The sequence below is a fragment of the Acidiphilium sp. PM genome, from assembly GCF_000219295.1.
Classification (GTDB): Bacteria; Pseudomonadota; Alphaproteobacteria; order Acetobacterales; family Acetobacteraceae; genus Acidiphilium; species Acidiphilium multivorum.
In genome coordinates this window covers 1-12,389 of sequence record NZ_AFPR01000514.1, presented here as the reverse complement: position 1 = coordinate 12,389, position 12,389 = coordinate 1, and the positions used below count along the sequence as shown (strand labels likewise).

Sequence of the window (12,389 nt, the reverse complement as noted above, 5' to 3'; positions counted from 1 at the left end):
GGGCAACGTGGAACCGCAGGCCGAACTTCTGAAACTGCCGGCGAGGCCGCGCCGGAGCGGACCGCTGGATTTCCTGCTTGGCCGGGTCTCGACCCTGATCCTGGCGACCCTCGCCCTGCTGCTCGGGATCGGTTCGTTCGCCTATCTCGCCGGCGGCATCAAGCTCGAATTGCATTCGGGTGCGGCCGTCGGCCTCGCGATCGGCGACATCGCGATCCTCCTGCTGCTGATCACCGTGCTGGTGGCGAGCGTCACGCGGGTGCTGATGGAAAGCCGCCGCGGCGCGGCGGGCGCGCGGCTGCATGTGCGGCTCGTGCTGCTGTTCGGCGGCGTGGCCGCGGTGCCGGCCATCCTGGTCGCGATCTTCGCCGCCGTGTTCTTCAATCTCGGCATCCAGGCCTGGTTCAACCAGCGGGTGCGCACGGCGCTGGCCGAAAGCCAGCAGGTGGCCGAGGGATATCTCGACGCCAAGAAGAACAGCATCCGGCTCGATGCCCTGGCCATCGCCAACCAGCTCAACCAGAACGGGCCGATCTTCTTCGGCAATCCGCAGAACTTCTTCGATCAGGGCTTCCTGAACGTGCTGGTCGCGCAGACCGCCCTGCACGGCCTGACCCAGTCGGCGATATTCGAGCCCCTGACCAACAAGGTGGTCGCCTCGGCCGGGCTGTTCTCCTCGGAAGGCGTGACGCTGCCCCCCGACCGCATCATCGCCGAAGCGGAGAAGCACCAGGTCGCGGTATGGAGCACGCCCAACTCCATGCTCGAGCGCGCCGTCGTCGAACTGGAGGCGACGCCGACGCTCATGCTGATGGTCGAGCGGCCGATCGACCCGTCCATCCTCGCCCATGTCGACCGCACCCGCCAGGCCGTTGCCGAATACAACCGGCTCGAACACCATCGCGCCCAGTTCGAGCTGTTCTTCGCGCTGATCTTCGCGACCGTCGCCCTGCTGGTGCTCTCCGGCGCCTCGCTGATCGGGCTGCTGTTCGCCAACCAGATCGCCCGGCCGATCTCCTACCTGATCGAGGCGGCCGAGCGGGTTCGCGGCGGCGACTATCATGTCCGCGTGCCGGAAGGCGACACGGGAGACGACGTTGCCGGGCTGTCCCGGGCCTTCAACCGCATGACCGGGCAGATCGCCGAGCAACGCGCCGAACTGATGAACGCCTACGGCCAGATCGACGAACGCCGCCGCTTCACCGAAACGGTGCTGGCCGGCGTTTCGGCCGGCGTGATCGGCCTCGACCCGCGAGGGCGGATCGAATTGCCGAATCGCGCGGCGTCGGAACTGCTCGGCATCGACCTGCTGAACCATCTCGGAGGAGAGCTGGCCGGAATCGTGCCGGATTTCGCCCCGCTGCTCGACCAGGCGCGGGACAATCCGAGCCGGCCGGCGACCGGGGAGGTCGACTATGCGAAGGGTTCCGAGCGGCGCGTGTTCCTGGTCCGGATCGGCGCTGACCTGAAGGGCGAGCGGCCGACCGGCTTTGTCGTCACCTTCGATGACATCACCGAACTGCAATCCGCCCAGCGCAAGGCCGCCTGGGCCGACGTGGCGCGGCGGATCGCCCATGAGATCAAGAACCCCCTGACCCCGATCCAGCTTTCCGCCGAGCGGCTGAAACGGCGCTTCGCCCGGGAAATCACCTCGGACAAGGACAGTTTCACCCAATGCGCCGACACGATCGTGCGCCATGTCGGCGACATCGGCCGAATGGTGGACGAGTTCTCCGCCTTCGCGCGGATGCCGCAGCCGATCATCAAGCCCGAAGACCTCGGCCGGATCGCGCGCGAGGCCGTGATCCTGCAACGCGCGGCACATCCTGGAATCGAGTGGTCGGTCGAATGCCCCGATCCCGCGCCGCGCGCCGCGTGCGACGCCCGGCTGATCGGCCAGGCACTGACGAACCTGTTGCAGAATGCCGCGGATGCCATCGCGATGCGCCCGGACAATGCCGGGCGCGAAGCGGCCCGGGGCCATGTGAGGCTGCGGATCGACCCGCATGGCGATGAATTCCGCCTGGCGGTGACGGATGACGGAATCGGGTTGCCGGTGCAGGATCGCACAAGGCTTGCGGAACCATATATAACGCAGAAGCCGAAGGGCACCGGCCTCGGCCTCGCCATCGTGCGCAAGATCATGGAAGATCACCACGGCAGGCTCGAGCTTGCCGACCGCGAGGACGGGCCGGGCGCCACCGTAACGCTGGTGCTGAAGGCGGGTTAGGAGACAAATGTCCGAGATTCTGATCATCGATGACGAACCCGACATCCGGCTTCTGGTCGAGGCCATCCTGCAGGATGAAGGCTACACGACGCGCAATGCCGGCAATTCGGATGAGGCGCTCGCCGCCTTTCGGGACCGCCGGCCGTCGCTCGTCGTGCTGGATGTGTGGCTGCAGAATTCCCCGCTCGACGGGATCGACCTGCTGAAGGTGATGAAGGCCGAGGCGGAAGACGTCCCCGTGGTCATCATCTCCGGCCATGGCACGATCGAGATGGCGGTGAACGCGATCCAGCACGGTGCCTACGACTTCATCGAAAAGCCCTTCAAGTCCGACCGCCTGCTTCTGGTGATCCAGCGGGCCCTGGAAGCCGCCCGCCTTGCCGCGGAAAACGCCGAACTCCGCTTGCGGGCCGGCACGGAAACGAACCTGACGGGCGAGAGCGCCGCGGTCACCGGCCTGCGCCATGCGATCGAGAAGGTCGCGCCCACCGGCTCGCGCGTGCTGCTTTCGGGCGCGGCGGGATCGGGAAAGGAAGTGGTGGCGCGGATGATCCATGCGCGCTCGAAACGCGCCGACCAGCCTTTCGTGGTGCTGAACTGCGCGACCCTCGCCCCCGAGCGATTCGAGGTGGAGCTTTTCGGCACCGAGGCCAGCGCCGATCCCAAGGCGCCGCCGCGGCGTGCGGGCGTGTTGGAACGCGCGCATGGCGGCACGCTCCTGCTTGACGAAATCGCCGACATGCCGCTGGAAACGCAGGGCAAGATCGTTCGCGTGCTGCAAGACCAGAGCTTCGAGCGCATCGGCGGTTCGACGCGGGTGAAGGTGGACGTGCGGATCATCGCGAGTACCGCGCGCGACCTGCAAACCGCGATCGGAGCCGGCAAGTTCAGGCAGGATCTCTATTATCGGCTCGCGGTGGTTCCGCTGCGCGTCCCGTCGCTACGGGAACGACGCGAGGACATCCCCGCGCTCGCGCGGCATTTTCTCAACCGCGCGGCCGAAACCTCGGGCCTGCCGCTGCGCTCCCTGTCCTCGGAAGCGCTGGCGGCGTTGCAGGTGCATGACTGGCCAGGCAATGTGCGCCAGTTGCGCAACGTGATGGACTGGCTGATGATCATGCATCCCGGCGAGTCCGGCGAACCGTTCCGCGCAGAGCATCTGCCCGCGGAGATCGGCGCGCACGCCCCCCGCGCGCTGGCGATCGATCCGCTTGCCGACATCATGGCCCTGCCCCTGCGCGAGGCACGGGACGTTTTCGAAACCCAGTATCTGCAGGCGCAATTGCTGAGGTTCGGCGGCAATATCAGCCGGACCGCCCATTTCGTCGGCATGGAGCGCAGCGCGCTGCATCGCAAGCTGAAACAGCTCGGCATCGGTGCGGAAGACCGTTCCAGCGGCGGATGAGAGGGCGGGCTCGCCTCACGATCTTATTCCCCGGCGCGCGGTCGATTCGGGATTTTTTCCCGATACACCACTTGCAGTTTAAGATAAATATTCGACGATAAGCATTTGTAGCTGGCTCAGCCGCGGAGGAAACAGGGATGGAAAAGCGGGATTTCCCGAGCGGCGGAATACGCTCGTTTTCATTTTGCGCCATGGCCGTATCGGCCGGTCTGGCGGCAAGTGCCGGCATCGCCGACGGGCAGGTCGTCCCGCCGGCCCAGAACCCGATCGTGGTCGCGCCGGCAGCCGGTGCCGAAACGCCGCCGGCCAAGGCCGCACCATCGAAATCCCCGATCGGGATCCGGACGATCCGCGTCAATGTGGCGCCGCTTGGCGGCGCCGAGATCAATGCAGGAAAATGGCCGGCGGCGATCCAGCAGTTCGGCAGCAGGCAGATCAACCGGAACGGCAACCCGAGCGTGGTTTCGGCGCTGGACCGCTCCGCCTCGGGCGTGAACCTGCAGAACAGCCAGGCCAATCCGTATCAGCCGGACATCATTTATCACGGGTTCACGCTCTCGCCGATCCAGGGAACGCCGGAGGGCATCAGCGTCTACGTGAACGGCGCCAGGTTCAACGTGCCGTTCGGCGACCTCGCGCTATGGAGCGTGCTGCCCCAGGTCGCCATCCGGTCCATCAGCGTGCAGGACGCCAACCCGTTATTCGGCCTCAACGCCCTTGGCGGCGCGCTCGACGTTCAGATGAAGAACGGCTTCACCTATCATGGCGCGGAGGTCGAGGCCTCGGGCGGATCGTTCGGCACGTTCCGCGGCAACGCGCAATACGGCGTGCAGCACGGCAACGTGGCCGCCTACGCCGCGATCCAGGGAGCGCGGAGTTCAGGCTGGCGCGATGCGCAATCCTCGGCGCTCGAAAGCTTCTACGGCGATCTTGGCTGGCGCGGGCCAGGCGCGGAATTGCACGTCAACGCCACGCTGGGACATTCGTTCCTGAACGGCCCGGCCGCGACGCCCGTTCAGCTCCTCGCCGTCAACCCGAATGCCGAATATACCGGCCCTAATTCCATCGAGGACAAATACGCCAAGCTGTCAGCCACGCTGACGGACCGGATCAATGCCAGGACATCGCTGCAGGCGGTTCTGTACTACGACAATCTCTGGGAGCATCTGATCAACGGCAACGGGCCGAACGATCTTCCCTGCGGCGCCGGCCCGTATGGCGGCGACATGTGTCAGGGCGGTTCCAACACGCCCGCCACGCTCGCGGGTGGCGGCTATGTCCCGTATTATGCGTCTCCGACCGGCCGTTACGGATCGCTCGCCGTCAACACCACCAACACAAACGGCTATGGCGCCTCGCTGCAGCTCACCCGCAAGCAGCGCGTGTTCGGACTGCGAAACCACATTGTCGCCGGCGTCAGCTTCGACGGAGGTTTCACGAACTACACGGCGGCAAGTTACGACGGCATTCTCAATGCCGAGCGCAACTATGCGCCGCCGCCGGGGATCGCCTATCCGGGCTACAAATCGGACGAGGCGGGAGCCGTCCCCGTCGGAATCGTGGTGCGCAACGCGTATTACGGCCTCTACCTGCTCGACACGCTGGACCTCACCAGACGATTGACCCTGACGCTCGGCGGCCGGTTCAACATCGCGAACATCGCCCTGCACAATCACAATCCGCCGGATCAATATGTCGGCGGGCAGGGGCTCAACGCGCGGCACTATTACAAGCACTTCAATCCGGATATCGGCTTCGCCTACAAGCTGACGCCGCTCGCCACGCTCTATGGCAGCTATTCGGAGGCGAACGCGGTGCCGACACCTGCGGAACTGTCCTGTGCGTCCCCCACCGCTTCGTGCACGCTGGCGAACTTCATCGCGACGGATCCGAACCTGAAACAGGTCGTTGCCCACACGTTCGAAGCCGGTCTGCGCGGCGCCTTCCTGGTGCCGGACAATGGCACGCTAACCTATAACGTCGATTACTATCATGCCGTCGCAAACAACGACATCGAGTTTCTCCAGTCGCCCTATCTCGGCCAATATACGGGATATTTTGCCAATATCGGCAGCGTTCTGCGACAGGGCGTCGATCTGGCGCTGAAGCTCAACGAACGGCGCTGGGACGCGTATTTCACCTACTCGCGCATTCAGGCCACTTACCAGAGCGGCTTTCTGGTCAGTTCGCACAATCCCTCGGCGGTCGGCGGCGTCATCACTGTCCAGCCAGGCGACTTCCTGCCCGCCATTCCGAAAAACATCTTTAAGTTCGGCGCCGACTACAAGATCACGCCACAATGGACGGTCGGACTGGCTGGCAACGCGCAGACCTATACCTATCTGCACGGCGACCAGTCCAATCAACAGCCGCCGTTGCCTGGCTTTGTGACGCTGAATTTCAACACGAGCTACAAGGTGACGCCTCGCGTTACCGTGTTTGGCGAGGTCGACAACCTCACTGACGCCAAATATTACGAGTTCGGCGGATTCTCCAGCCCCGCCGGCGAGGCGCTGACCCTCGGTTCCGGCTATAACAATCCCCGGGCCTATTCGGTCGCGGCGCCAATCGGGGGGTATGCCGGTGTCCGTGTCAAATTCTGATGCGCCGGCCGTCGAATATCGAAAGTGCGCGGCCCAGCGACCGATGCGGACCTGGAGTGAACCCCCTGGGCTGGACCACGGAGGTGGGCTCGACCACGGAAGTTTATTCGAACCAGAACATCATCCGGTCAGACGGCTCCATCTGACCGGATCAGGATGCTCTGGTGATCAACATGATAGAGCCCGACATCCGATCCGACAGGATCGGAAAGTGCTCTAGTGTCCCGAATCTGAAATCCATCGGATTTCAGATTCAAAGTGGACACTGGGAAAAACAATAGTTTAGTGGCCTGCTTGCCCCTGAAATTCACCCACGAATTTCAGGGGCAGGACACTAGAGCATCATCCGATCAGATGGAGTCATCTGATCGGATAAAGATGCTCTGTTTATCAATATGATAGAGCACTACATCCGATCCGAAAGGATCGGAAAGTGCTCTAGAACGGAATTTCGTCGTCGAGTTCGCCGCCGCCGGCCCGCCCGGCATCCCATCCGCCGGCACGCGGCGCACCGCCACCGCCACCGGAGGGCCGCGATGCCGGGCGCGGCATGTCGTCACCGCCCGCCCCGGCGCCAGCACGGTCAAGCAGCACCAGCTCGGCGCCGATCCGGCCCAACATGATTTCGGTGGTGTATTTCTCCTGGCCCGACTGGTCGGTCCATTTGCGGGTCTGCAACTTGCCCTCGAGATAGATCTTCGAGCCTTTCTTCAGGAAGCGCTCCGCCACGTCGGCCAGCCGGTCGTTCATGATGACGACGCGGTGCCACTCGGTGCGCTCCTGCCGCTCGCCGCTCATCTTGTCGTTCCAGGTTTCCGAGGTCGCGACCGCGAGATTGACGATCTTCATGCCGGACTGGGTCGTCCGCATTTCAGGATCCCGCCCGAGATTTCCAACCAGGATCACCTTGTTCACACTACCCGCCATCGTCTTCCCCTTTGCATCCGGAACCGCGCGGCAGCGAGTGGCTGCCTGCGGCTATGGTATCAACACGGCTTGGACATGCTGTCCAGCCATCCCGCCGGTCCGGTGGCGGACCGGCGGGCGCGGGCTCAATGATCGAACGCCGCGTGATCAACCTTGCCGTGGAAGATGGTGTAGGCAAAGGCGTTGTAGGCGATGATGACCGGAATGAGGACGACCGCGCCGACAAGCAGGAATTCCTGCGAGCCGACGGGGGATGCGGCCTGCCAGATCGTCACGCCGGGCGGGATGATGTGCGGGAACAGCGAGAAGCCGAGGCCGAGAAAGCTGGCGAGGAACAGGCCGAGCGCGCAGAGGAAGGCGGTGCTGTCATGCACCGCGCCGCCGTGGCGCAGGGCGCGGAACAGGAAGAAGGCCAGCGCCGCCACCGCGAGCGGGGCGAGGCCGGTGACGGCGAGGCCCGGCCAGGTGAACCAGCGCACGGCATAGGCGTGGTCGAGCAGCGGGGTCCAGACGCTGACGGCGAGGATGCCCGCGAGCATCCTCACGGTGAGCCGGGCGGCTTCGCGGCGCATCCGCAGCTGCAGCCCGCCCTCGGTGCGCCAGACCAGCCAGGCGGCGCCGAGCAGCGCGTAGCCGCAGACCACCGCAAGGCCGGTGAACACCGAGAAGGCGGAGAACCAGGCGAAGGGCCCGCCGGCGAACTGGCCGCCGGCGACCTTGGTGCCGTGCAGCACGGCGCCGAGGATCGCCCCCTGGCAGAACGCGGCGATGACCGAGCCGAACCAGAACCCGTAATCCCAGTTGAGCCGGTGCCGCTCGGTATGGGCGCGGAAGCGGAACTCGAAGGCGACGCCGCGCAGGATGAGGCCGATCAGCATGGTGATCACCAGCGGATAGACCGCCGGCAGGATCACGCTGTAGGCCTCGGGGAAGGCGCCGTAGAGGCCGGAGCCGCCGAGCACGAGCCAGGTTTCGTTGCCATCCCAGACCGGGGCGATGGAATTGACCATGATGTCCCGCTCGGCGCGGCCGCGCTCGGCCGCGAACAGGATACCGACGCCGAGATCGAACCCGTCGAGCACGACATAGGCGAAGATCACGAAGGCCATGATGCAGCCCCAGATGATCGGCAGGGTATGGGCGTTGAGCATGGCCATCACTCCGCCGGGCTCGGGGCCGGCGCGGGGTCGTGCAGGCGGTGCGGGCCGTGGCTGCGCAGCGGCTTGTCGTCGCGCAGCGGCGGTTCGCCCACCGTCGGCTCATGCGCCATCAGGCCGAGCACGTAGCGGATGCCGACGCCGAAGACGAGCGTGTAGAGCACGATGATGATACCGAACGACCAGACGATCTCGCCCAGGGTGAGCGGCGAGGCGCTCTGCACCGTGCGCAGCACGCCATAGACCGTCCAGGGCTGGCGGCCGGTTTCGGTGACCACCCAGCCGGCGATGATGGTAAGGAAGCCGGCCGGGCCCATCGCCACCGCGAAGCGCTTGAACCAGGCGTTCTCGTAGAGCCGGCCGCCGCGGCGCAGGGCCAGCGCGCCGAGGGCGAGCACCAGCATCAGCGACCACAGCCCGACCATGACGCGGAAGCCCCAGAAGGTGGGGATCAGCACCGGCCAGTCGGACTTCGGAAAGGCATCCAGCCCCTGCACCACGCCATGCAGCTTGTGGGTGATGATCAGCGAGCCGAGATCGGGGATCTTCACGTCATAGAGCAGGCGGCCGAGGCTGCGGCTGGGCCAGCCGAACAGGTGCAGCGCCTGGCCGGCGCGGGTGTGGAAGTCGCCCTCCATCGCGGCGAGCTTCAGCGGCTGGTCGGTCATCGTCGCGCGGCCGGATTCGTCGCCGACGAAGCCCTGCACCGGCACGGCGATGGTCAGCAGCCACATCGCCATCGAGAACATCAGCCGGCTGACCGGGTTCTTCGGGTTGCGCAGCAGGTGGAACGCGCCGACCGCGCCGACGGCGAGCGCCGTCGCGATGAAGGCGGCGAGCACCATGTGCAGCCACATATAGGGGAAGGTCGGGTTGAAGATGATGGCGAGCCAGTTCTTCGGGATGAAGGCGCCATCCGGGGCAAGGGCGTAGCCGCGCGGCGTCTGCATCCACGAATTCGCGGCGAGGATCCACGAGGCCGAGATCAGCGTGCCGATCGAGACCAGCGCGGTCGCCGCGAAATGCAGCTTCGGGCCGACGCGCGACATGCCGAACAGCATGATGCCGAGGAAGCCGGCCTCGAGGAAGAAGGCCGACATCGTCTCCCAGGCGAGCAGCGGCCCGAGGATCGGCCCGACCTTGGCCGAATAGCCCGCCCAGTTGGCGCCGACCTCGTAGGCCATCACCAGGCCGGAGACGACGCCGATCGCGAAGATCACGGCGAAGATCTTCAGCCAGTAGCGGTAGGCGTCGAGATAGACCGGGCGCTTGGTGACCAGCCACATCAGCTCGAGCACCGCGAGATAGGCGGCGAGCCCGATCGAGAAGGCCGGGAACATGATGTGAAAGGCGATGGTAAACCCGAACTGGGCGCGCGCGAGCACGAGCGCCAGTCCGCCGGCATGCAAGCTTGTCATTCTCTGTCCGTATCGTCGTTGTTGTGGTTGTCGTCGGCGCCGGCGAGGGTGTCGGCTTCGGTGGTCTCGGGCCGGGAGCGGCCAGCCTTGCCGCGCCCGAGCAGCGGCAGACGGTTCTTCAGTTCCAGCAGCGCGACCACGCGGCCGCCGAGGCGGAGGAGCTGGACCAGATCCTTGTTGTCGAGCTTCTGCACGTCTTCCGACCAGCGCATCAGCAGCTCGATCAGGTCGTGCATCTCGGCGAGGCGGCGCTGGGCGCGGCGGTCGGCCTCCGAGCGGGGGGCCTCCATCAGCAGGTCGCGCAGCACGGTGAGGGTGGGGTCGATCTCGCGGCGGCGCCGCTCCTCGGCGAGGGTGCGGACGATCTGCCAGATATCGTCGGGGGTGGAGAAATGCTCCCGCCGGTCACCCGGCAGATGCTGCAGCCGCACCAGGCGCCAGGATTGCAGCTCCTTCAACCCCATCGACACGTTCGAGCGCGAGAAGCCCAGGGTTTCGGCGATCTCGTCGGCCGGCAGCGGGCGGTCGGAGACATAAAGCAACGCATAGATCTGCCCCACCGTGCGGTTGATGCCCCAATGGCTGCCCATTTCGCCGAAATGCAGCACGAAGGCCTCGGTGAGGGGGGATAACGGCATTGCCTGAACTTTCAGAAATTTCTGAAATCCAAGTAGACATTGATCCAGCCCTGTCAAGGCGGGCGGTCAGGTCAGGACGTGATCGACCGGCAGGAGCGGCGGCGGCAGGTCGGCCGCGCCGAGCGCCTCGAGCACCCCGATCTCGATCGTCCGCACGAAGGCGTTGAGCGGCAGCGCGTTCTGCGACAGCGCGAAAGGCTCCTCGAGCTCGTCGCCAAGCGCATCGAGGCCGAAGAACGCATAGGCCAGGATCACGGTGACGACGGGGGTCGCAAGGCCAAGGGTCTGCACGAAGCCGAAGGGAAGGAAGATGCAGAACAGCCATGCGGTGCGGTGCAGCAGCAGGGAATAGGTGAAGGGTGGCGGCGTGGCCCGCAGCCGCTCGCACGCGGCCTGGATGCCGGTCATCGCGGCAATCCGCTCGGCGAGGATGCGGTAGAGCATGTCGCTCAGCCTTCCGGCCGCGACCAGGGCGGCGAGTTCGCCCGAAAGCCGGCGCAGCGCGGCATCGGGCCGGTTCTGCCGGCCGGCCAGCCAGTCCCGCTCGGCGGGCGCGATCCAGTCTTCCCACTCCGCCCCCGCCTCGCCGCGCAGATGGTCGCGCAGCAGATGGGCGAAGGCGACGATGCGGCCGCCGAGGCGATGCGCCAGCGCCGCGTCCTCCGGCAGGAGCGCGCCGACCTCCCTGATCAGGGCGCGCGATTCCGCGATCAGCGCGCCCCATTGCCGCCGCCCCTCCCACCACCGGTCGTAGCAGGCGCTGTTGCGGAAGCCGAGAAAGATCGAAAGGGCGAGGCCGAGCAGGGTGAAGGGCAGCGTCGCCAACGGCCAGCGCGGGAGCGGATAGGCGGCATGGGCAAGCGTCACGCCGAGCGCGAGGACAAAGACGGCCAGCAGCCGCGGCGCGACGCGCAGCAGGATCGATCCGCGCAGGGTGGTCAGCAGGGTCAGCGTATCGGCACGATCGCGGACGATCATCGCGGGCTTTGTCCTTTGTGCGGTTGACGGGGGCGGCATTCAGCCGGTGCCGGCATCCCAGTAGGGCGGGCGGCCGAACCTGGTCTCGATGAAATCGAGAAAGGCGCGCACCTTGGGGGAAATCCGCGCATGCGGCGGATAGATGCCATAGATCCCGCCGGGCCGGGTCGAGATCATCGAGAACCAGTCGGGCAGCAGGCGGACCAGCCGGCCGCGCGCGATATCCTCGCCGACCAGCCAGACCGGCAGCAGGGCGATGCCGACGCCGGCGAGTGCCGCGTCGAGCAGCGCCTCGGAATCATCCGAGCGGAGGATGCCGGCGATCGGCACCTCCTCCTCCGGCTCGCCCGCCTCGGTGCCGCGGCGGAAGAACCAGCGGTCGGTCGGCTGCAGCGTGTAGATCAGCGCGTTGTGCCGCAGCAGGTCGCGCGGCGCGGCGAGCGGCGGGGCGCCGGCGAGATAGGACGGGCTCGCGCAGACGACGCGGCGGTGGCCGGCGAGCTTGCGGGCGATCAGCGTCGAGTCGATCAGCGGGCCGATGCGGATGGCGAGGTCGGCGCCGCTGGCCAGCAGGTCCATCCGCACGTCGGTGAAGGAGAGTTCGAGCCTGAGGCCGGGATAGAGCTTCAGGAAGTCGGGAATGAAGGGCACGACATGGCGGCGGCCGAAGGCGCCGGGCAGGTTGAGCCGCAGCAGTCCCTGCGGCCGCGCCTGCATCGCCGCGACCGAATCGCGCGCCTCGTCGAGATTGCGGAGGATGGCCTGCACCTGGGCATAGAACTGCTCGCCCGGCTCGGTGAGGTGCAGGCGGCGGGTCGAGCGGTGGAACAGGGCGACGCCGAGATCCGCCTCGAGCGCGGCGACGGCGCGCGAGACGGTCGAGACCTTGGCCCCCTGCGCCTCGGCCGCCTTCGAGAAACTGCCAAGCTCGACCGCGCGGCCGAACAGGCGCAGGGCTCCCAGGTAATCCACGTTCCGACCTCCGGCAGGGGCGGCGCCCGCACGCGGCGCCGGTGCCCTGATGTCGGCCATA

9 protein-coding genes are annotated in these 12,389 nt (G+C 66.3%); 3 read left to right on the top strand and 6 right to left on the bottom strand.

Annotation, left to right across the window (positions count from 1 at the left end):
• Window positions 1-7 precede the first annotated feature (7 nt).
• From APM_RS16700 to APM_RS16690, 3 genes are all read left to right on the top strand, one after another.
• Window positions 8-2,230, top strand: coding sequence for a PAS domain-containing sensor histidine kinase (locus tag APM_RS16700; protein WP_007424571.1), 2,223 nt, complete (start codon window positions 8-10; stop codon window positions 2,228-2,230).
• Between the two features lie 7 nt (window positions 2,231-2,237).
• Window positions 2,238-3,635, top strand: a complete 1,398-nt coding sequence (locus APM_RS16695; RefSeq protein WP_007424570.1) for a sigma-54 dependent transcriptional regulator — start codon at window positions 2,238-2,240, stop codon at window positions 3,633-3,635.
• A gap of 191 nt (window positions 3,636-3,826) precedes the next feature.
• Window positions 3,827-6,238 (top strand): TonB-dependent receptor, encoded by a 2,412-nt coding sequence (locus APM_RS16690; RefSeq protein WP_231844396.1) that lies wholly within the window; start codon window positions 3,827-3,829, stop codon window positions 6,236-6,238.
• Window positions 6,239-6,676: 438 nt separating this feature from the next.
• Here APM_RS16690 and ssb read toward each other — a convergent pair whose 3' ends face one another.
• The 6 genes from ssb to APM_RS16660 form a co-directional block, all read right to left on the bottom strand.
• Window positions 6,677-7,165: a single-stranded DNA-binding protein gene (gene ssb / locus APM_RS16685; protein WP_013640502.1), complete on the bottom strand. Its 489-nt coding sequence runs from the start codon at window positions 7,163-7,165 to the stop codon at window positions 6,677-6,679.
• A 125-nt stretch (window positions 7,166-7,290) separates the two neighbouring features.
• Window positions 7,291-8,316, bottom strand: a complete 1,026-nt coding sequence (gene cydB / locus APM_RS16680) for a cytochrome d ubiquinol oxidase subunit II (RefSeq protein WP_007424567.1) — start codon at window positions 8,314-8,316, stop codon at window positions 7,291-7,293.
• Between the two features lie 5 nt (window positions 8,317-8,321).
• On the bottom strand, window positions 8,322-9,740 hold the full coding sequence (locus APM_RS16675) for a cytochrome ubiquinol oxidase subunit I (protein ID WP_012039768.1): 1,419 nt from the start codon (window positions 9,738-9,740) through the stop codon (window positions 8,322-8,324).
• On the bottom strand, window positions 9,737-10,378 hold the full coding sequence (locus APM_RS16670; protein WP_012039769.1) for a GbsR/MarR family transcriptional regulator: 642 nt from the start codon (window positions 10,376-10,378) through the stop codon (window positions 9,737-9,739). Before APM_RS16670 ends, APM_RS16675 begins: the two co-directional genes overlap by 4 nt.
• 66 nt (window positions 10,379-10,444) lie before the next feature.
• Window positions 10,445-11,356: a bestrophin family protein gene (locus tag APM_RS16665; RefSeq protein WP_007424564.1), complete on the bottom strand. Its 912-nt coding sequence runs from the start codon at window positions 11,354-11,356 to the stop codon at window positions 10,445-10,447.
• A 39-nt stretch (window positions 11,357-11,395) separates the two neighbouring features.
• Window positions 11,396-12,389 (bottom strand): LysR family transcriptional regulator (locus tag APM_RS16660; protein ID WP_241763192.1); only part of this gene is annotated, 994 nt, incomplete at its 5' end.